Raw genomic sequence first — 19,471 nt, forward strand, 5'->3', positions numbered from 1 at the left:
TGCGTGCGAGGTGGCCTTACTTGCCTTCCTTCAACGCAATCGCATTGATGCCGGCCGAAGCGAGGCGCTGCTTGGCCGTCTCCAGTTCGGTGGCCGAATGGAACGGGCCCAGGCGCACGCGGTTGTAGGTCTGCCCGTTGACGCTGACGGACGCGACATTGGCGACGAAACCCTGCATGGCGAGCTTGGCCTTGAGCGTCTCGGCGTCGGCCGGGCTCGGGAAGGCGCCGACCTGCAACAAATAACCTCCCGCACCCGCTGCCGGGGGCGGTGCTTTCACGGCGGCCTCGGGGGCGGCCGTGACCGCCTCGGCGACCGCTACCGGTGCATTGGCCGGCTTCTGCACGCTGGCCTGCTGCTGGGCAGCGCTCTGGGCCGCCTGCTGGGCCTGCTGTTTCTGCTGCTGCTCGGCCTTGGCCTGGGCGCTGATCACCGCGTCGGGAATACGAACTTCCTTTTCCGACAGCACCGAGTAGAAGTCGTACTGCGGCTTTTTCGGCGCCGGGGCGTTGTCGGTGGCCGAGGTGGATTCCGAGGCCGCGGCACCGGCGTCGCTGCCGCGCTGGGCGGTGGCCTGGGGATTCGGCTGCGGGCCCTCGTTGGGGCGCGGCGCCATCGGCAGATGACCACTTGCCACGAACATCAGCACGGCACCGATCAGGATGCCGATGACGGCCCAACCCCAGCCCGGCATGCCACCGCTGTTATTGCGGACGGCCTGCCGACCTTTGCCCTTGCGTGCTGCCATTTACATCTTCTCCGGGGCGCTGAGGCCCAGCAAATCAAGACCGTTTCGAATGACCTGGCGCGTGGTGACGGCGAGCGTAATGCGCGCGTTGCGCAGTTCCGCATCATCCACGATCCATTTGTGCTCGTGATAGTAACTATGCAGGGCGCCCGCGAGCTCGCGCAGATATTGCGCGATCAGGTGCGGTTCCAGATTGCCGGCGGCGGCTTCCACCACTTCGGGGTAGCGCGACAGCTCGGTGAACAGCGCCTGTTCGTGTTCGCTGTCCAGCCGCCCGAGCTGCTTGATGCCCGCCACCGTGTCGAGCGCGGGCAGGCCGCGCTCGGCCAGTTCTTCCAGCACGCGGCAGACGCGGGCATGGGCGTACTGGATGTAGTAGACCGGGTTGTCGTTGCTCTGCGAGCGCGCCAGGTCGATGTCGAACACCAGCTGCGAGTCGGCCTTGCGCGAGATGAGGAAGTAGCGCGTGGCGTCGCGGCCGGCTTCCTCGATCAGGTCGCGTAGGGTGAGGTAGCTGCCGGCGCGCTTGGACAGCTTCACTTCCTCGCCGCCGCGCATCACCGTCACCATCTGGTACAGCACGTAATGCGGCCAGCCCTTGGGGATGCCCATATCCAGCGCCTGCAGGCCGGCCTTCACGCGGGCCAGCGAGCCATGGTGATCCGAGCCGAGCACGGTCACGGCGTTCTCGTAGCCGCGCTGCCACTTGGTCAGGTGATAGGCCACGTCCGGCACGAAGTACGTGTAGGTGCCGTCGGACTTGCGCATGACGCGGTCTTTGTCGTCATTGAAGTCGGTCGAGCGCAGCCACAGCGCGCCACCTTCCTCGTAGGTGTGACCGTGGGCGACCAGCTCGCGCACGGTTTCTTCCACCTTGCCGTCGGTGTAGAGCGAGGATTCCAGGAAGTACACGTCGAAGCCCACGCCGAAGGCCTTGAGATCAAGGTCCTGCTCATGGCGCAGCGCGGCCACGGCGAACTGGCGAATCGCCTCGAGATTCTCGGGATCCCGGGCGCCCGTCACGCTGTGGCCGTCGGCCATCACCGACTCGCCGGCGAGATACGCCTTGGCCACGTCGGCGATGTAGTCGCCACGGTAACCGTCCTCCGGCCAGCCGGCATCGTCCGGGGTGAGGCCGCGCGCACGCGCCTGGGTGGAGACGGCCAGGTTCTGGATCTGCACGCCGGCGTCGTTGTAGTAGAACTCGCGCTTCACCTTCCAGCCGGTGGCTTCGAGCAGGCGGCTCAGGCAGTCGCCCAGCACCGCGTTGCGACCGTGACCGACGTGCAGCGGGCCGGTGGGGTTGGCCGAGACAAACTCGACGCCCACGGTCTTGCCGCCGCCGCTGGTGCTGCGGCCATAGGCGTCGCCCTCGCCCAGGATGCGACCGAGTTCGTCGTGATAGGCGCCAGGTGCGAGGAAGAAGTTGATAAAGCCCGGGCCGGCGATCTCCACCTTGTCCACCAAGGTATTGGCGGGCAGGGCCGCGACCAGCTTCTCGGCCAGCTCGCGCGGCTTGGCGCGTGCCGGCTTGGCCAGCAGCATGGCGGCATTGGCGGCGAAATCGCCGTGCTCGCGGCTGCGGGCGCGCTCGATCACGAAGTTCGGCACTTCGAGGTCCGCGGGCAGGGTGGCATCGTTCTGCAGGGTATGGATAGCCTGCAGCAGCAGTTCGCGCAGCTGTTCTTTCACGGCATTAGTCGGGCGACGGTGGAACGGTCAATCCTATCAGACCCGCGTCGCCGGGGCCGGTCCCGCAAGGGTTTTGCGGCATGCTGCGCTGCGGGCAGGCAACCTGTGGATAAGTCTGTGAGGAAGATTGCAGCGCGCACCGGCGATGCCCCCTATTTCCCGGCTGAAATCACCGTGTAATGAAAAATAATAAATCATTTCATACGGTTGAGAGACACATGTGAGGGGTTTGGCAGCAGTGGACCGGAAAGGGCCGTCCGCGGCCAAATGTGCATAAGTTGCGGAGCGCAGCCTGTAGGCAGATAGCCAAGCCCCCGTCATGGGTCTGTCATGCGGCACTGCCACACTGATCCTGTTCCCGCTGACACCTCCCCGTTGGTGGGCACAGGGAGATTGCCGTTCCTCTCCTTTCTCCCCACAAGACGGCTACACGGCGCGGCCTCCCCCGCGCCGTTGTTCTTTTTGACGCCGTCAAAGCAGGCCGAGGGCCGCCATGGATGCCGGTTCGCCGCTGCCGATCACCAGATGATCGAGTACCCGCACGTCGACCAGTTGCAGCGCATCGCGCAGTTCGCGGGTGATTGCGCGGTCGGCGGCGCTCGGTTCGGCCACGCCCGAAGGGTGGTTGTGCGCAAAGATCACCGCGGACGCGTTGTGCCGCAGGCAGGCGCGGACGACTTCGCGGGGATGCACGCTGGCACCATCGATGGTGCCGCGGAACAGCTCCTCGAACGCCAGCACGCGGTGCCGGTTATCGAGATAGAGGCAGCCAAACACTTCGTAAGGCAGGTGGCGCAGGCGGGCGCGCAGGTAGTTGCCGCTGTCACTTGGGTTGCCAAGGCTGGGGCGCTCGGCCAGTTGTTCGGCCAGTGAGCGGCGCGCCAGTTCAAGCGCGGCCACAAGACGTGCCCGCTTGGCCGGGCCAATGCCGCGCAGTTGAACCGCGCTGCCGGGGTCACCGAGCAAGGCACTGAGACCGCCACTGTTGCCCAGCATCTCTCGCCCCAGGGCGATGGCGTCCGTGCCTGGGACTCCGCTACCTAGCAGCACCGCGATCAATTCGGCATCGGACAAGGCATCACAGCCGCGCGTCAGCAGCTTCTCGCGGGGCCGTTCCTGGGCTGGCCATTCACGAATGCTCATGCCGGCAGACTGATGACAGTGCCCAGCACAGCCCATCGGGGGCGCGCGGCGCCGCGTGTCGGCGGGACCGCCGAGGTCGAGTGGGCGCTGGCTGGCGGGCAAGCGGCTCTCAGGTGGTCAGCGGCAGGCGCGCCGCAAACTCGGCGGCGAGCCAGTCGACGAACACCCGCACCCGTGGCGACAGCTGCCGGTTCTGGGGATAGAGCAGATAGACCGGTGACGACGCGGGCGGAAAGGCCGGCAGGACATCGACGAGGGTGCCGTTGGCGAAGTCCTGCTGCAGGCGGTAACGCGGCACCTGGATCAGACCCAGGCCCAGTCGCGCCATGGCGACATAGGTCTCCGCAGCCACGACGCTGGTGGTGACCGGCAGGGTGAGCTGGCGTAGCGCCCCGTTCACCTGGAACTCCAGTGGGATCACGCTGCCGGTGGCGGACGAGACGAAGCCGATCATGCGATGGCCCTCGAGATCGTCGGGCGACCGCGGCATGCCGTGGCGCTCAAGATACGCAGGACTGGCGCAGGTAGCCTCCTCCAGCAGGGCAACCTGCCGGCCGACCATGCTGCTGTCCGCTGGCTTGCCGACACGCAAGACGCAGTCGACGCCCTCGCGCACCAGGTCGACATAGCGGTCGCCTTCGCCGATGCGCAGTTCGATACCGGGGTAGCGTGCAAGGAAGGCGGGCAGGCCGGGCAGCATGAAGTGACGCGCGAGCGTGCCTTGTACATCGATGCGCAAAAGGCCGCTGGGCTTGGCGCCGGTGAAGGCGGCTTCAGCCTCTTCGATCTCGGCGAGGATGGCCAGGCAGCGCTGGTAGTAGGCCTCGCCGTCCAGGGTGGGTCGCACTTGTCGCGTGGTGCGCTCCAGCAGCCGCGCGCCCAGGCGCGCCTCCAGGCGCTTGACCACCTCGGTGACGGTGGAGCGCGGCAGCGCCAGGTCCTGCGCCGCCAGCGTGAAGCTGCGTCGTTCCACGATCCGCGCAAACAAGCGCATGGCATCGACCTTGTCCATGGTTTGTTCCCGTTGTCCGAATAATGAAGGCGGATTTCAGTGGATTATCCGCCAAACAGAAAAGTCCATCCTCTCACCACCGACACATCGTCGGCCCCCTTCAGAGGATGTTCCCCATGTCTGCCAACACTCCCAAAGTCGCCCTGGTCACCGGTGGTTCCCGCGGTATCGGCGCCGCGATTGCTGAACGACTGGCCCGCGATGGCTTTATCGTGGTCATCAACTACGCTGGCGAAGTGGCCGCTGCCGAGGCGCTGGCCCGCAAGATCGAGGCAGCCGGCGGCCGTGCGCTGACGGCGCAGGCGGATATCGCCGACCCGGCAGCCGTGCGCCGCCTGTTCGACGCGGCCGAGGCGGCCTTTGGCCAGGTCGACGTGCTGGTCAACAACGCCGGCATGATGCAGCTCGCTGCGGTGGCCGATACCGACGACGACGTGTTCGACCGCACCATCGCGGTGAACCTCAAAGGCACGTTCAACACCTTGCGCGAAGCCGGCAAGCGCCTTGCCCACGGTGGCCGCATCATCAATTTCTCCACCAGCATCGTGGGCACCTACCTGCCTACGTATGGCGTCTACGCCGCCACCAAGGCAGCGGTGGAAGCGCTGACGCACGTCATGTCGAAAGAGCTGCGCGGTCGCAACATCACCGTCAATGCGGTGGCGCCGGGCCCGACCGCCACTGACCTGTTCCTCAAGGGCAAGTCGCCCGAACTGGTCGCCCAGATGGCCAAGGCGGCCCCGCTAGAACGCCTGGGCCAACCCGACGACATCGCCAACGTGGTGGCCTTCCTCGCCGGTCCCGATGGCAGCTGGGTGAACGGCCAGGTACTGCGTGCCAATGGCGGCCTCATCTGAATCTTTCTATCTGGCGCCGCCCCAGGGGCGACGCCCTTTCCAGGGACACATCACCATGAAAAACATCATTGTCATCACGGGTGCGTCGAGTGGCTTTGGCTTGATGAGCGCACGCGCGCTGGCGGATGCCGGTCACACGGTCTATGCGGGCATGCGCGAAACGGCCGGACGCAACGCCGGGCGCGTGGCCGAGGTGCAGCAATACGCGCATCAACACGGCATCGATCTGCGCGCCATGGAGATGGATGTGGCTGCGCAGGCGTCGGTCGATGCCGCGATTGCCCGGATCGTGGCCGAACACGGCCGCCTCGACGTGGTCGTGCACAACGCCGGCCATATGTCGTACGGGCCGGCCGAGGCGTTCACGCCCGAGCAGTTCGCCGAACTTTATGACGTGAATGTGTTGAGCACCCAGCGCGTGAATCGCGCCGCGTTGCCACAACTGCGCAAACAGGGGCGCGGGCTGGTGGTCTGGGTGTCGTCCAGCAGCGTTCGCGGTGGCACGCCGCCCTATCTGGCGCCGTACTTCGCCGCCAAGGCGGGCATGGATTCGCTGGCGGTGAGCTATGCCGGCGAGCTGGCGCGCTGGGGCATCGAGACCTCCATTGTCGTACCCGGTGCCTTCACCCAGGGCACCAACCATTTCGCGCATGCCGGCGCGCCGGCCGACACGGACGTGGCGCAAGCCTATGCCGATGGCCCCACCGCCGACTTTGGCGAGGTCGCCTTCAAGGGCCTGGCCGCACTGGAGCCGGCCGATGCCGATCCACAAGCGGTGGCGGATGCCATGGTCGCCGTCGTCAATGCGCCATTCGGCAAACGGCCGTTCCGCGTGCATATCGATCCGTCGCAGGACGGCGCGGAAATCGTCAACGGCGTGGCCGATCGGGTCAGGGCCGAACTGCTCCGCCGCATCGGGCTGGAAGACATCCTCAGGCCACATGCCGTGGCGTGAGGTCAGGAGCCGGTGGGCATCCGCTTCACCGGCTTTCACCCGCCGCGTCAGACCATGGTTTCCGCGGCGTAGTGTCACCGAGAGAACCTGACGATTCCGGTAAGCTACGCCCCTAACCGGTTGTCAGGTCACACACCATGAGTCTTGCCCAACGCCGCATCCTGCTGGGCGTATCCGGCGGCATTGCTGCCTACAAGTCGTGCGAGCTGGTCCGCCGGCTGCGTGATCTCGGCGCCGAGGTCCGCGTGGTGATGACCGAGGGGGCGACCCACTTCGTCAGCGCCACCACCTTCCAGGCTCTTTCCGGCCAGCCCGTTCGCGTGAGCCTGTGGGATGCCGAGGCCGAAGCGGCCATGGGTCATATCGAGCTGGCGCGTTGGGCCGAGCGCATCCTGATCGCGCCAGCCAGCGCCGACCTGGTCGCCCGTCTCGCCCACGGCATGGCCGACGATCTACTCACTACGGTGTGCCTGGCCAGCGCTGCGCCCGTCTACCTGGCCCCGGCGATGAACCAGCAGATGTGGGCGCATCCGGCGGTGCAGGCCAATATCGAGACCTTGCGCCAGCGCGGCGTGCGCTTGCTGGGACCTGCCTCGGGCGACCAGGCCTGCGGCGATATCGGCTCGGGTCGCATGCTGGAGCCGATGGAGCTGCGCGCCGCGATGGTGGCGTCGTTCGGCGATGCCGCGTTGCGCGGCCTGAAAGTCGTGGTGAGTGCCGGCCCGACCTACGAAGACATCGACCCGGTACGTTTCATCGGCAACCGCAGTTCCGGGCAAATGGGCTTTGCGATCGCCGAGGCTGCCGTCCAGGCGGGTGCTGACGTCACCCTGGTGGCGGGTCCGGTGAGTCTGCCCACGCCGCAGGGCGTGACACGCCGCATCGACGTGCGTAGCGCCGCGCAGATGCGCGATGCGGTGGTGGCCGCATCCGCTCAAGCGGACATCTATATCGGCGCCGCCGCGGTGGGTGATTACCGCCCCGCGAGCGTGGCCAACCAGAAGATCAAGAAGCACGACGGTGCGGCGCTGGTCCTCCATCTCGCCGAGAATCCGGACATTCTCGCCAGCCTGGCCGCACAAACCGTGCGCCCCTTCTTGGTTGGATTCGCTGCCGAGACGCATGATGTGGAGCAGTACGCGCGCGACAAACTGCAGCGCAAAGGATTGGACATGATTGCCGCCAACCAGGTCGGTGGCGGCCTCGGCTTCGAGGCTGCCGACAACGCATTGACCCTCTATTGGCCTGAAGGTGTCGCCGAACTGGGGCGTACCTCCAAGACGGAGCTGGCACATCAGCTGGTGGCCAAGGTGGCCGAGCGCTACCGGGCGGTGCGCGCATGAGGGGTGGGCAAGGGGTTGATGTCGAGCTGAAAATTCTCGATCCGCGCCTGGGCGATGTCATTCCGCTACCGGAGCCGGCGACGGTCGGCAGCGCGGGGATGGACTTGCGTGCCGCCATCGAGGCGCCACTGACCCTGCTGCCGGGCGAGAGCGCCCTGGTGCCGAGTGGCATGGCGATTCATATCGGCGATCCGGGCTGGTGCGCCTTGATCGTGCCGCGCTCGGGCCTGGGCCATAAACATGGCCTGGTGATGGGCAACCTGGTCGGCGTGATCGATGCCGACTACCAGGGCCCGCTGATGATTTCGTGCTGGAACCGCGGCACGCAGCCGTACACCATCGCCGTAGGTGATCGCATCGCCCAGTTGTTGCTGGTGCCGGTGGGGCAGGCACGCTTGAACGTGGTGCAGGAGTTTGCGCCGTCGCAGCGGGGCGAGGGCGGTTTCGGTTCGACCGGAGTTAACTAGGCCTGCCATCCGGGTGCCGAGGGCGCCTGTGATGTCGAGTGGCCAGACAACCTGCTTGGGGACAGGGTATGGCAACAATCAGCACGCGCGGGCGATCATTCGCCGGAACCATCGAGTGGCAGCGCTTGCTGCCGCTGGCGCTGGGCACCTTACTGCTGCTGATCGGACTGTTCTGCCTGTGGCAGACCTGGCTGATCGCGGGCGAGAGCAGTGCCATCGAACGGGTTCACGCCGCCCAGAAGCAGGTGGCCGAGTTGCTGGCCGCCGAGATCGCCAGCGAGCGCGGCCGGGTCCAGGCGGTGATCGACGCTGCCGACACCGCCGGCCTGACGGCCGACCCTGCCGAGGCGGGCGCCATCCTGCGTCAGCAGATCCCGCAGGCGCTGGCGCTGAATGTCTATAGCGGCGGTCTCGACGAAGTCATCCACGCCAACTACCGCGTGTTCGGCTACGGCAAGGCCGCGCAGTTGATGGCGGCGCAAACCGCTGACGGCGTAACCCTGGCGCAGACCGTTGCCGGAGGTCAGGGCGAACGACACCTAACCCTGGTGCTGCCGGTCGGCCAGCCCCGGCATCCACAGGCCTGGGTCTGGGTGGAACTGCCATTCGGGTCCCTGCAGCAGCGTTTCGAGTCCATTCCGCCAGCAGGCGGCAGACTGGAGCTCCGGCAAGGCGACGATCGCGGCGATTTGCGCTTGTTGTGGTCGGGCGACCCGTCGGCAGAGCGCGAGCCCAACCGCAGTGAACCGATCGCCGGCAGCACGCTAAGCGTGGTGGCTGCGTTGCCGGGCGCGTACATCGTGCTGCCGAAGGTGTGGCCGCTGACGGCCTTGCTCGGCCTGCTCGCCCTCGGCGGCGGGTCCTATCTGTTCTGGCTGCGCAGCCACCCGCGCCGCCAGCGTGGCATGCAAGTTGAGGAACCTGTTTTGTCCGACATGATTGAATCCACCCCGGAGCCGGCGAAGCTCGATGCGCCCCGCGCCGCCAAGTCCGAGCCAGCAGCACCCGTCAAGGTGACGGTCGATCCCACGATTTTCCGCGCGTATGACGTGCGCGGTGTCGTGGGCACCTCGCTGACCAAGGACGTGGCTCGCCTGCTCGGTCAGGCGATCGGCACGGTAATGCGTGAGAAGAGTCTGGCGGAAATCGTGGTGGGTCGCGACGGTCGCCTTTCCGGCCCGGAACTGGCTGGCGCCCTGTCGGATGGACTGCGCATGGCCGGCATCGATGTGATCGATATCGGCGCCGTGCCGACGCCGGTGGTCTATTACGCCGCCTACCGTTTCAACACGGGCTCCGGCGTGGCGGTGACCGGCAGCCACAACCCGCCGGACTACAACGGCTTCAAGATCGTCGTGGGAGGGGAGACGCTGTCCGAAGGCGCCATCCAGGATCTTTACCGTCGAATCGCCGCGAACGCGCTCGCCCGCGATGGCAAGGGCAATTTGCGCCATGTCGATGTGCTGCCTGACTACATCGAGCGGATTACCTCCGATGTGCAGGCCGAGCGCCGCCTGAAGATCGTGGTCGACAGCGGCAATGGCATCGCGGGCGCCGTCGCACCCCAGGTCCTCGAAGGCATCGGTTGCGATGTGATTCCGCTTTACTGCGACGTCGACGGCACCTTCCCGAACCACCACCCCGATCCGTCCGATCCGCACAATCTGGAAGACCTGATCTTCGCGGTGAAGGAGACGGGCGCCGACCTGGGCGTGGCCTTCGACGGCGATGGCGATCGCCTGGGCGTGGTCACCAAGGGAGGCGAAATCATCTTCCCCGATCGCACGCTGATGCTGTTCGCGCGCGATGTGCTGTCGCGCCAGCCCGGCGCCACCGTCATCTACGACGTCAAGTGCACCGGCCACCTGAAGGGCGAAATCCTCGACGCCGGCGGCAGCCCGCTGATGTGGCGCACCGGCCACTCGCTGATCAAGGCCAAGATGCGCGAGACCGGCGCCGAACTGGCCGGCGAAATGAGCGGCCACTTCTTCTTCAAGGAGCGCTGGTACGGCTTCGACGACGGTATCTACGCGGGCGCGCGTCTGCTTGAGATTCTTTCCGGCGATCCGGAAGAGCGTACGCCCGAGGAAATCTTCGCCACTTGTCCGAAGGGTGTCTCCACGCCCGAACTCAAGGTGGAGATGACCGAGGGCGAGCACTACCGCTTCATCGAGAAGTTTCGCCAGCGCGCGACGTTTGGCGACGCCACGCTTACCACCATCGACGGGGTGCGGGCCGACTGGCAGGATGGCTGGGGCCTGGTTCGCCCGTCCAACACCACGCCGATCCTGGTGCTGCGTTTCGACGCGGATAACGCGGCTGCGCTGGCGCGCATCCAGAACGTGTTCCGTCAGCAATTGCTGGCCGTGGACCCGTCGCTGAAGCTGCCGTTCTAGCGAGGGGCTGGGGGCGAGTAGCGAGGGCGCCAAAACCGGCTATCGAGGCAAGCCGCCGGGCCAGTTCAAGAGCGCCTCAGTAGGCGGCTTTCGCCCCCCGCTACTCTTCCCCAACCCCCGCTTTAGCCTTGCGGCTTGTCGTGCGCTGCCTTCACTTCACGGTAGTGCTGAAGATCCTGCGCATTCTTCTGCTCCGCGGCGTCACGGGCGTTCTGCTGGCGCTCGAGCGTATTGCGCTGGCCCGCCACGATATTGCGCTGCTTGCTGATGCCATCGTTGAGGGACTTCGGCACCGGTTGCTTGGCGCGTTCCAGATCGCCGGCGCGCGTCAGCAGGTCCGCCAGCGCCTTTTCCTGGCTACGCAGGTTGACGCGCGTGGTGTTGATCTGCTGATCGATGTTGCCCAGGCTCTGCTGTTGCGAATCCTTGTAGGCATCTTCGGTCGGATAGGCCGCGAGCATTTGCGAGTCCGTGCGGGTGCGCTCTGCCGCCGCATGCTGCTGGGCGGCCTGCTGGTCGGCCAGCTGCTGGGCAGCGGCGCGCTCTTCCGGAGTGAGCTGGCGATCGACGTGCTGGATCACCAGGCCGCGATCATTCACCAGGTCGTAGCCGTACTTCAGGGCATCGGATGAGAGGCTGTCGCTGTAATGCGGCAGGCCGCTGCCATCACGCCAGCGATAGCGGATGCCGCCATGGCTGCTGCTTTGTGCCTGCGCGTGCAGGCCGGTTGCCAGCGCGAGCATCGCGATGGCAAAAACTGTTTTACGCATGAAGTTCCCCCTTGTCGGCGGAAGTATAGCCGGCGGACGGTACCGGCCATGACCTTGCCATGCCGCCTCGATCACCGGTGTGACTAACGTCGCCAACGTGCTGCACCACGGTCAGCCGTTGACGCCGTAGCGCTCGCGATACGACACCAGCCGCGCATGCTCCGTGGCCAGCTCAGGGCGCTCGCCGGCATAAGCCAGCACATCGCCAAGGCTGGTGATGGCGATGACCGGGATGCCGAATTCGGCGGTGACTTCCTGCGCGGCAGACAGTTCACCCTGGCCGCGCTCCTGGCGATCCAGTGCGATCAGCACGCCGGCCGGCGTGGCGCCCTGGGCGCGGATGAGCGCCAGCGATTCGCGTACGGCCGTGCCGGCCGTCATCACGTCGTCGACGATCAGCACCCGACCCTTGAGCGGTGCACCGACCAGCACGCCACCCTCGCCGTGGTCCTTGGCTTCCTTGCGGTTATAGGCCCAGGGCAGGTCGCGGCCGTGCTGATCGGCCAGCGCGATGGCCGTGGCAGCGGCCAGCGCAATGCCCTTGTAGGCCGGGCCAAACAGCATGTCGACGGCGATACCCGAGTTCACCACCGCCGCCGCGTATGCGCGACCGAGCTGGGCCAGCGCGGCACCGGAATCGATCCGGCCCATATTGAAGAAGTAAGGACTCTGGCGCCCGGACTTGAGCGTGAAATCGCCGAAGCGCAGCACCTCGCGCTGCAGGGTGAGGTCGATGAAATCACGCTGGTAGTCGTGCACGGCAGGGTTCTCTCGATAAGGTGTCAGACGGAAAGGGCGCGCACCAGCAGGTGCTGCGGCCCGGAACGGCCGCCATGGTACAACTCGCCGGTATCCACAAAGCCGGCGCGGCGATAAAGCGCGATGCCCACGGTGTTGCGCACGTTCACGGTGAGCACGAGATCGCGCGCCTGCGGATGCCGCAGGGCAAGGTCGCCCAACAGGGCGGCCAGCACGGGCGCGCCCAGGCCCCGTCCCTGCCATTGGCGGTCGATGAAAAAGGAGCGCAGGCCCAGGGTAGGGCGGGCGAAGTCCCCGCCAGTGATGCAGCGCGCCTGCGTTTCAATGCGGTAGAAGCCGATCGGCGTGTCGCCGTGCAGTATCGTCATGGGTTCGCTGCTGGGGCAGCTGTCGGCATCGGCCAGCAGGCTGGCGATATCGCCCACGAAATCGCGCTGCGGCTCATGCACGCGCAGGCGCAGCAGCGCCGGTCGGTGCGAGGCCTCCACGGGGGCTACACGGATATCGGGCTCGTTATGCATGGTTGGTATGATGGCGCATCACCTAGGAGCCCGCATGCGCATCATCAGTCTCAACGCCAATGGCATCCGTTCGGCCGCCAACAAGGGTGTGTTCGAGTGGTTGCGCAAGCAGAACGCGGACGTGGTCTGCCTGCAGGAGACCAAGGCGCAGGAAGACCAGCTCAGTGATCCGATGTTCCGCCCCGATGGCCACCATTGCTTCTATCGGGATGCCACCAGCAAGAAGGGCTATAGCGGCGTGGCGATCTACGCCAAGCGTGAGCCGGACAAGGTGTTGACCGAGTTGGGCTGGGACGAGTTCGATAACGAGGGCCGCTACATCGAGGCGCGTTTTGGCAAGCTCTCCGTGGTGTCGCTGTATTTTCCGTCGGGTTCTTCCGGCGATGAACGCCAGCAGTTCAAGTTCAAGGCGATGGAGTGGATCACGCCGATCTTCGACAAGTGGCTCAAGAGCGGCCGCGATTACGTCATCAGCGGCGACTGGAACATCGTCCACACCAAGAACGACATCAAGAACTGGTCGTCCAACCAGAAGAACTCGGGCTGCCTGCCCGAAGAGCGTGCGTGGCTCGATCTGCTGTTCCAGCAGCGCGGCTGGGTGGACAGTTTCCGCGCCATCAAGCCGGACGCGGTGGAATACACCTGGTGGTCCAATCGTGGCCAGGCTCGTGCGAACAACGTGGGGTGGCGGATCGACTACCAGGTCGTGTCGCCATCACTGCGCGCACGGCTGAAGGACTGCTCGATCTATCGCGACGAGCGCTTCTCGGACCACGCACCCTATACGGTCGACTATGCCGAATAAGGCCGTTGCGGCCGGCAAGTCGGCCAAGGTATCGGTGTGGCACGCGTTCACGCAGCCCGCCGCCTGGACGATGTTCCTGCTCGGTTTTTCCTCCGGCCTGCCGTTCCTGCTGGTGGCTGGCACCTTGGCTTATTGGCTCAAGGAAAGGGGCATCGAGCTCAAGGACATCACCATGATCGCCAGCGCGGGGATGACCTATGCCTTCAAATTCCTGTGGGCACCGCTGCTGGATCACTGGCGCCTGCCTGGCTTCGGCCACCTGGGTCAGCGCCGCGGTTGGCTATTGCTCGCCCAGCTAGGTGTCGTCGCGGGCCTGATCGGCATGGCCTTGCTGACGCCGTCTCAGCTCGCGCCATTCGTGGCGGCGACGCTGGTGGTGGCCTTCTTTGGCGCCACCCAGGACATCGCCGTCGATGCCTACCGCATCGAGATCGCTCCCGTGGCCGAACAGGGCGCACTCGTAGCCACCTATGCCTTGGGCTATCGCATCGCCTTGATTGTGGCTGGTGCGGTGGCACTGATCCTGGCCGACCATATGGCCTGGCAGAGGGTCTATCTGATCCTGGCGGCCGCGATGATCGTGCCGATAGCCACCACCTTGTGGGCCGTGGAGCCGCAAGTTACCCGCGTGAGGCCCCACAGTTGGGGCGCGGCCATGCGCGAAAGCGTCATCGAGCCCTTCGCCGACTTCTTCCGCCGCTACGGCTGGCACCTGGCGGGCGTGACGCTGCTTTTCATCCTGCTGTTCAAGATCCCCGAGCAGGCCACCATTGGTGGAGTGATGAGCCCATTCTATCGCGACATGGGTTTCACCAAGACACAGATCGGCACCATTACCAAGATCTACGGCATCTGGATCGGTATTCTCGGCGCCTTCGTCGGCGGCGCCGCCGTGGCTCGCTGGGGCGCCTGGCGCACGCTTGGCGTGTCGATCGTGCTGGCCGGCATCAGTAACCTGCTTTATTTATGGTTGATCGATCATCCCGGCAACCTGCTGGTGCTCACCTTGGTGATCTCCAGCGACAACTTCACCCTGGGCGTGCTGGGACCACCCACCGTGGCCTTCCTGTCGTCGCTGGTCAACCGCCAGCACACGGCTACCCAGTACGCCCTGCTGAGCTCGATGGTGAACCTGCCGGGCAAGTTGCTGGGCTTCTTCGCGGGCGGCATTGCGGAAGCCACCGGCTACGGGAGCTTTTTCATCCTGACCGTGGTGTCGGTGCTGCCGGCCGGCCTGTTGTTCCTGTACCTGTGGCGTTGGTTCGGCCGACCCGACCCGGCCGGCGAGACCGGCGAAGCCAACTAGGGCGCGACAGATAAATCAGCCGATCGATCGATATTCCGGAGCATTTTTCTGTGCCAAGATAATCAGCACAGGGGGCTTGTGACCGGGAGAGAAGTCCGTGCCGGACCTCGTCATACGCCATATCGACAATTCCATGGCCGAGCGCATCAAGGCGTTGGCCAAGGAGCGGCAGTGGTCGATCAATGACGTCGTGCTCTATGCACTACGGCATGGCCTTGGCATGGCCTCGACCAACCTGTTCGCCGAGACCATGCTCGACCCGGGTGATCTCACCACCCTGAATGGCCAATGGGATGCCAAGGAGCGGGCCGCCTTCATGGAGGCCATGCAGGCACTCTCGCGCGCACCGGCCACCCAGCTGGCGCCCGGCAACCTTACGCTGGGCGATAGCGACTAACGCGGAGCCGGGTAGATGGCGCCGAGCACGCGGGGACCGCGCGCGCCGGTGACGGCAGGCAGGTTTCCAGGCAGGCCAAGCAAGCGTTGGCGCGCCAGCCAGGCAAATGCCGTCGCTTCCAGATAGTCCGGATCGATGCCGTGCTCGGCCGTACTCGAGAGCGAGCGTGGAGCCAGCCCCTCGCCCAGTCGTCGCATCAATACCGCGTTGTGCACGCCGCCGCCGCAGGCGAGTACGTCGACCGCGTCCGCGGCATGGCGCGTAATGGCGTCTGCCACGCTGCGTGCGGACAGCTCCAACAAGGTGGCCTGTACATCGGCGGCTGGCAGCGAGTCCACCCGCGGGTGTGTTTCCAGCCACGCCAAGTGGAAATGCTCGCGCCCGGTGCTCTTGGGCGGTGGCAGTGCGAAATACGGATCGCTCAGCAAACTGGCCAGCAGCGTCTCGTCCACCCGACCGGTAGCGGCAAAGCCGCCGTTCGCATCGAACGGCACACCGAGGTGACGCAGGCACCAGGCATCCATCAAGCCATTCGCCGGGCCGGTGTCGAAGCCAACGACGCTGCCGTCAGCGCCAAGCACGGTGATATTGGCGATGCCGCCAAGATTCAGCACGACGCGAGTGCGGCCCGTCTGCGCCAGCAGCATGGCGTGGACGGCGGGGAGCAACGGCGCACCCTGGCCACCCGCGGCCACGTCGGCCCGGCGGAAATCGGCGACCACGTCGATGCCGCAACGCTCGGCAATCACCGAGGGGTCGCCCACCTGCAGGGTGAACGGGTGCTCGCCGGAAGGGCGGTGGCGCAGGGTCTGTCCATGCGAGCCGAGTGCGCGCACGCCGGATCGAACGCCTGGATTGCGCGCCAACAGTTGTTCCGCTGCTTCAGCGAAGCATTGCCCGATGGCCACGTCGAGGCGGCCGTAGGCATCCAGGTCGAGACGCGTTTCATCCTGCGCCACGGCAAGAATGCGCACGCGCAGCGCATCCGGCCACGGATGCGTCAGCGCATCCAGCAAGTGGGGCGTGTCGTTTTCGAAGCGGACCAGCGCGGCGTCAATGCCGTCGGCGCTGGTGCCCGAGATCAGGCCGAGATAAAGCGCCGAGGCATCGTTCACGCGTAGTCGTTGCTCAGTCGTCGTTGCGCTTGTTGCCGCCGGCGCGGGCCAGCTTGATGTTCGCGTCCAGGGTCTTCAGGCGCGCCAGCTGCGGCTGCACCACCTGGGCCTTGAACTTTGCCAGCTGTGCGCCCGGCAAGGGCTCGGGCTTGGGCAGGGTCACCTTCTGCGGATCGCGCTGCACATTGTTGACGCGGAATTCGTAGTGCAGATGCGGACCGGTGGCGAGGCCCGTCATGCCGACATAACCGATCACCGAACCCTGGCTCACGTGCTGGCCGACCCTTTCGTCGGCAAACTTGGACATGTGGCCATAGGCGGTGCTGATGCTGCCGTTGTGCTGGATGATCACGAAGTTGCCGTAGCCATTCATCCAGCCCTTGAACTTGACCACGCCGTCGCCGGCGGCATGGATCGGCGTGCCGGTCGGCGCCGCATAGTCCACGCCCTGGTGCGCGCGCATCAGACCAAGAATCGGATGCATGCGCGCTGCGCTGAACTGCGAGGAGATGCGGGTGAAGTCCACCGGAATGCGCAGGAAGGATTTCTGGATCGGACGACCGTCCTCGCTGAACCAGCCGTAGCTGCCGTCGTCCTTCTTGAAGCGATAAGCGGTGTAGCGGTCACCCTGGTTCACGAACTCCGCCGCGACGATCTCGCCTTCATGCAGATAAGCGCCGTCGCGATAGACGTCGTCGTAGATGACGGTGAAGCTGTCGCCCTCGCGCAGATCCTGCACAAAGTCGATGTCGTATTTGAACAGTTCGGCGAGCTTGAGCACCATCTGCGTGCTCATGCCGGCCTTGGAGCCGGCGGCGAACAGCGAGCTGTCGATCGTGCCGTGCGCCACGTGCTCGCGACGTTCCACTTCGCGCGTCTGCGCCGTCACGATGGCCTTGTCGCCATCGAAGCGCATGACCGTCCGGCTGGCTTCGTCCTTGTCAAAGCGGATGCCCTTCAAGCTGCCATCGCTGCCAAGCAGGAAGTCGAATTCCTGGCCCGGGCGGATGTTGTGCAGCGCCTTGGTGTCGCCGGCTTGATCCACGACGTGCTGCAGGTCGGTCAGGCTGAGGCCCTGGCCCTGGAAGATATCGGACAACGTCTGGCCCGGCTGCACCTGCACGATGTGCCAGTCCTCGACGGTAGGTATGTGCGTGGTTTCGGGCGCGGCGCGGGGCAGTGCGAGCGGAAGCATGGCGTGCGCGGTGGACACGGTGTCCGGGCGCATCGCGCTTGCCCACACAGGGATGATGAAGCCGGACAGGGCGGTGATCAGCAGGGCCGTGCCGGCCAGCATCCAGCGCTCGCGATGCCAGCGAATCGGCTCCGCCTCGCCATGGCAGCCGAACGACCAGTGCGCACAACGCTCATAAAAGTGAGAGTGACGACGCTGCGCCTTGCGGCGCATAGCCTGTTTGCGCGCAACGCGCGCGATCTCTTTACTCTCACCCATGCCCGGTGTTCCCCGAGGTACAAATTTCTAGTTGGGCCGTACCATAGCGGCCCTGTGTAAAGGGCGTCAACGCCTTTTCCATCAATGGTTTGCGCGAGCCTTGGGGTTAACGCACAATTAACGGCACAGAGGGGGCAGCTATGCTCTCGCAGCTGTCCAGACAACCAGTGGATCGAGGAATACATGAACGAGCTTGAGCAGGCGTTAGCCACCATCGCGCGCGGCGCCGACGAAATCATCAAGCAGGAAGAGCTGGTCGAGCGCTTGAAGCTCGGGCGCCCACTGCGCATCAAGGCGGGTTTCGATCCGACCGCGCCGGACTTGCACCTGGGCCACACCGTGTTGCTCAACAAGATGCGCCAGTTCCAGGATCTGGGGCATGAGGTGATTTTCCTGATCGGCGATTTCACCGGCATGATCGGCGACCCCACCGGCAAGAACGTCACGCGCAAGCCGCTGACCCGTGACGACGTGCTCGCCAACGCCCAGACCTATGCCGAGCAGGTCTTCAAGGTGCTCGACCAGGAGCGCACCGAGCTTCGCTTCAATTCCGAATGGTTCGGCCAGATGACCGCCGCCGACATGATCAAGCTCGCCGCCCAGCACACGGTGGCGCGCATGCTCGAACGCGACGACTTTGCCAAGCGCTACGCCGGTCAACAGCCGATCGCTATTCACGAATTCCTTTACCCCTTGGTGCAGGGCTACGACTCCGTCGCGCTGCGCTGCGACGTCGAGCTGGGCGGCACCGACCAGAAGTTCAACCTGTTGATGGGTCGCGCCCTGCAGGAACACCACGGCCAGCCAGCCCAGATCGTGTTGACCATGCCGCTGCTGGAAGGCCTGGATGGCGTCAACAAGATGTCCAAGTCCCTGGGCAACTACATAGGTATCAATGAGCCCGCCATCGACATGGTCACCAAGACCATGAAGATCGGTGACGAACTGATGTGGCGCTGGTTCGAGCTGCTTAGCTTCGAGACCTCGCTCGACGACCTCGCGCAGATGAAGCGCGACATCGCGAGCGGTGCGCTTAATCCGCGCGACGCGAAGCTGCGCCTGGCGCGCGAATTGACCACGCGCTTCCATAGTGCTGCTGCCGCGGAACAGGCGATTGCCGGCTGGCATGCCGTGGTAACCGGCGAAGGCGATACCAGCCTGCTGCCGCTGACGGAAATCGCCGTGCCTGCAGAAGGCCTGCGCTTGCCCGCGCTACTTACGGCTGCAGGACTTACCGCAAGCAACTCTGAAGCGAACCGCAAACTGAAAGAGCGCGCCGTGCGCATCGATGCGGAAGTCGTCGAAGATGCGCAACGCGTGTTTTCCCCGGGTTTTGAGGCGGTTTTGCAGGTGGGCAAACGAAACTTCGCACGCGTGTTGTTGACGTCCGCATGAGTCGAGCGCGACAAGGCAAGCTCGTCGCGCTGCATTCGCGAAGAGAGTTATGCGTGAGAACAACGTCTTACGCGCAGCACGAAAAATAATTTCAAAAATTGCTTGCCAAGGTGGGGGGGCCTGCCTATTATTCGCCTCCCCGCCGCTGGCAGCGTCTTCCAACGGCAACAACGACAGCAAAAATTCTTCGCTGAAGGTGTTGACGGACAGGGAAAACGATGTAAGATGAGCGGCTCACTCGGAACGAAATGTTCCGGCGCGAAAACGGCAACGGTTCGCAAGTGATTGAGATCTTTGACAGTGTGCGCAGGTGACTTGTGTGGACGCCTTGCAGTGG

General features: G+C 65.2%; 18 protein-coding genes. 9 read left to right on the forward strand and 9 right to left on the reverse strand.

Annotated features, from left to right (window positions below):
- Nucleotides 1-16 precede the first annotated feature (16 nt).
- The 4 genes from OUZ49_RS18605 to OUZ49_RS18620 all read right to left on the reverse strand — a co-directional run bounded on the left by OUZ49_RS18605 (nt 17) and on the right by OUZ49_RS18620 (nt 4,595).
- Entirely contained in the window at nt 17-748 is a 732-nt protein-coding gene (locus OUZ49_RS18605; RefSeq protein WP_266152100.1) for an SPOR domain-containing protein, read from the reverse strand.
- Nucleotides 749-2,440, reverse strand: coding sequence for an arginine--tRNA ligase (gene argS, locus OUZ49_RS18610; protein WP_266152101.1), 1,692 nt, complete (start codon nt 2,438-2,440; stop codon nt 749-751). It lies immediately after the preceding gene.
- 471 nt (nt 2,441-2,911) lie between these two features.
- Nucleotides 2,912-3,583: a RadC family protein gene (radC, locus tag OUZ49_RS18615; RefSeq protein ID WP_266152102.1), complete on the reverse strand. Its 672-nt coding sequence runs from the start codon at nt 3,581-3,583 to the stop codon at nt 2,912-2,914.
- A 109-nt stretch (nt 3,584-3,692) separates the two neighbouring features.
- Nucleotides 3,693-4,595 carry a LysR family transcriptional regulator gene (locus OUZ49_RS18620; RefSeq protein ID WP_266152103.1) on the reverse strand — a complete coding sequence of 301 codons (903 nt, stop codon included), beginning with the start codon at nt 4,593-4,595 and terminating at the stop codon, nt 3,693-3,695.
- 116 nt (nt 4,596-4,711) lie between these two features.
- Here OUZ49_RS18620 and OUZ49_RS18625 point away from each other — a divergent pair, with 116 nt between their 5' ends.
- The 5 genes from OUZ49_RS18625 (at nt 4,712) to OUZ49_RS18645 (ending at nt 10,613) form a co-directional block, all read left to right on the forward strand.
- The gene (locus OUZ49_RS18625) at nt 4,712-5,452 is read left to right on the forward strand and encodes an SDR family oxidoreductase (protein WP_266152104.1); all 741 of its coding nucleotides are present in this window, start codon (nt 4,712-4,714) and stop codon (nt 5,450-5,452) included.
- A 55-nt stretch (nt 5,453-5,507) separates the two neighbouring features.
- Nucleotides 5,508-6,407, forward strand: a complete 900-nt coding sequence (locus OUZ49_RS18630; RefSeq protein WP_266152105.1) for an SDR family NAD(P)-dependent oxidoreductase — start codon at nt 5,508-5,510, stop codon at nt 6,405-6,407.
- Between the two features lie 137 nt (nt 6,408-6,544).
- Entirely contained in the window at nt 6,545-7,750 is a 1,206-nt protein-coding gene (coaBC, locus tag OUZ49_RS18635; protein WP_266152106.1) for a bifunctional phosphopantothenoylcysteine decarboxylase/phosphopantothenate--cysteine ligase CoaBC, read from the forward strand.
- Nucleotides 7,747-8,217, forward strand: coding sequence for a dUTP diphosphatase (gene dut, locus OUZ49_RS18640; RefSeq protein ID WP_266152107.1), 471 nt, complete (start codon nt 7,747-7,749; stop codon nt 8,215-8,217). Before coaBC ends, dut begins: the two co-directional genes overlap by 4 nt.
- A gap of 68 nt (nt 8,218-8,285) precedes the next feature.
- Nucleotides 8,286-10,613, forward strand: a complete 2,328-nt coding sequence (locus tag OUZ49_RS18645; RefSeq protein ID WP_266152108.1) for a phosphomannomutase/phosphoglucomutase — start codon at nt 8,286-8,288, stop codon at nt 10,611-10,613.
- Nucleotides 10,614-10,735: 122 nt separating this feature from the next.
- Here the strand turns inward: OUZ49_RS18645 and OUZ49_RS18650 are convergent, their stop codons facing one another.
- From OUZ49_RS18650 to OUZ49_RS18660, 3 genes are all read right to left on the reverse strand, one after another.
- Nucleotides 10,736-11,383, reverse strand: a complete 648-nt coding sequence (locus tag OUZ49_RS18650; protein ID WP_266152109.1) for a DUF4124 domain-containing protein — start codon at nt 11,381-11,383, stop codon at nt 10,736-10,738.
- Between the two features lie 111 nt (nt 11,384-11,494).
- Complete coding sequence (gene pyrE / locus OUZ49_RS18655) at nt 11,495-12,142, reverse strand: orotate phosphoribosyltransferase (protein WP_266152110.1); 648 nt, start codon at nt 12,140-12,142, stop codon at nt 11,495-11,497.
- Nucleotides 12,143-12,165: 23 nt separating this feature from the next.
- Nucleotides 12,166-12,663, reverse strand: coding sequence for a GNAT family N-acetyltransferase (locus OUZ49_RS18660; RefSeq protein WP_266152111.1), 498 nt, complete (start codon nt 12,661-12,663; stop codon nt 12,166-12,168).
- Nucleotides 12,664-12,697: 34 nt separating this feature from the next.
- Here OUZ49_RS18660 and OUZ49_RS18665 point away from each other — a divergent pair, with 34 nt between their 5' ends.
- The 3 genes from OUZ49_RS18665 to OUZ49_RS18675 all read left to right on the forward strand — a co-directional run bounded on the left by OUZ49_RS18665 (nt 12,698) and on the right by OUZ49_RS18675 (nt 15,171).
- The gene (locus OUZ49_RS18665) at nt 12,698-13,468 is read left to right on the forward strand and encodes an exodeoxyribonuclease III (RefSeq protein WP_266152113.1); all 771 of its coding nucleotides are present in this window, start codon (nt 12,698-12,700) and stop codon (nt 13,466-13,468) included.
- On the forward strand, nt 13,458-14,774 hold the full coding sequence (locus OUZ49_RS18670) for an AmpG family muropeptide MFS transporter (RefSeq protein ID WP_266152114.1): 1,317 nt from the start codon (nt 13,458-13,460) through the stop codon (nt 14,772-14,774). Before OUZ49_RS18665 ends, OUZ49_RS18670 begins: the two co-directional genes overlap by 11 nt.
- 97 nt (nt 14,775-14,871) lie before the next feature.
- Nucleotides 14,872-15,171, forward strand: coding sequence for a hypothetical protein (locus OUZ49_RS18675; RefSeq protein ID WP_266152115.1), 300 nt, complete (start codon nt 14,872-14,874; stop codon nt 15,169-15,171).
- Here the strand turns inward: OUZ49_RS18675 and OUZ49_RS18680 are convergent.
- Nucleotides 15,168-16,286 (reverse strand): anhydro-N-acetylmuramic acid kinase, encoded by a 1,119-nt coding sequence (locus OUZ49_RS18680; protein ID WP_266152116.1) that lies wholly within the window; start codon nt 16,284-16,286, stop codon nt 15,168-15,170. The genes OUZ49_RS18675 and OUZ49_RS18680 overlap by 4 nt on opposite strands.
- Nucleotides 16,287-16,299: 13 nt before the next feature.
- On the reverse strand, nt 16,300-17,739 hold the full coding sequence (locus OUZ49_RS18685; RefSeq protein WP_266152118.1) for an OapA family protein: 1,440 nt from the start codon (nt 17,737-17,739) through the stop codon (nt 16,300-16,302).
- A 183-nt stretch (nt 17,740-17,922) separates the two neighbouring features.
- Between OUZ49_RS18685 and tyrS the strand changes: the two genes are divergently transcribed.
- Complete coding sequence (gene tyrS, locus OUZ49_RS18690) at nt 17,923-19,134, forward strand: tyrosine--tRNA ligase (RefSeq protein ID WP_266152119.1); 1,212 nt, start codon at nt 17,923-17,925, stop codon at nt 19,132-19,134.
- The last annotated feature ends 337 nt before the right edge of the window (nt 19,135-19,471 follow it).

It is taken from the genome of Dyella halodurans (assembly GCF_026283925.1).
In the GTDB taxonomy this organism is placed as follows: Bacteria; Pseudomonadota; Gammaproteobacteria; order Xanthomonadales; family Rhodanobacteraceae; genus Dyella; species Dyella halodurans.

What these genes read in the sequence shown, in the direction of transcription:
- OUZ49_RS18620 (WP_266152103.1), bottom strand. Translation starts at nt 4,595, where the DNA reads ATGGACAAGGTCGATGCCATGCGCTTGTTTGCGCGGATCGTGGAACGA.
- OUZ49_RS18650 (WP_266152109.1), bottom strand. Translation starts at nt 11,383, where the DNA reads ATGCGTAAAACAGTTTTTGCCATCGCGATGCTCGCGCTGGCAACCGGC.
- radC (WP_266152102.1), bottom strand. Translation starts at nt 3,583, where the DNA reads ATGAGCATTCGTGAATGGCCAGCCCAGGAACGGCCCCGCGAGAAGCTG.
- OUZ49_RS18645 (WP_266152108.1), top strand. Translation starts at nt 8,286, where the DNA reads ATGGCAACAATCAGCACGCGCGGGCGATCATTCGCCGGAACCATCGAG.
- OUZ49_RS18605 (WP_266152100.1), bottom strand. Translation starts at nt 748, where the DNA reads ATGGCAGCACGCAAGGGCAAAGGTCGGCAGGCCGTCCGCAATAACAGC.
- OUZ49_RS18625 (WP_266152104.1), top strand. Translation starts at nt 4,712, where the DNA reads ATGTCTGCCAACACTCCCAAAGTCGCCCTGGTCACCGGTGGTTCCCGC.
- coaBC (WP_266152106.1), top strand. Translation starts at nt 6,545, where the DNA reads ATGAGTCTTGCCCAACGCCGCATCCTGCTGGGCGTATCCGGCGGCATT.
- OUZ49_RS18660 (WP_266152111.1), bottom strand. Translation starts at nt 12,663, where the DNA reads ATGCATAACGAGCCCGATATCCGTGTAGCCCCCGTGGAGGCCTCGCAC.
- tyrS (WP_266152119.1), top strand. Translation starts at nt 17,923, where the DNA reads ATGAACGAGCTTGAGCAGGCGTTAGCCACCATCGCGCGCGGCGCCGAC.
- dut (WP_266152107.1), top strand. Translation starts at nt 7,747, where the DNA reads ATGAGGGGTGGGCAAGGGGTTGATGTCGAGCTGAAAATTCTCGATCCG.
- OUZ49_RS18685 (WP_266152118.1), bottom strand. Translation starts at nt 17,739, where the DNA reads ATGGGTGAGAGTAAAGAGATCGCGCGCGTTGCGCGCAAACAGGCTATG.
- OUZ49_RS18670 (WP_266152114.1), top strand. Translation starts at nt 13,458, where the DNA reads ATGCCGAATAAGGCCGTTGCGGCCGGCAAGTCGGCCAAGGTATCGGTG.
- OUZ49_RS18665 (WP_266152113.1), top strand. Translation starts at nt 12,698, where the DNA reads ATGCGCATCATCAGTCTCAACGCCAATGGCATCCGTTCGGCCGCCAAC.
- OUZ49_RS18630 (WP_266152105.1), top strand. Translation starts at nt 5,508, where the DNA reads ATGAAAAACATCATTGTCATCACGGGTGCGTCGAGTGGCTTTGGCTTG.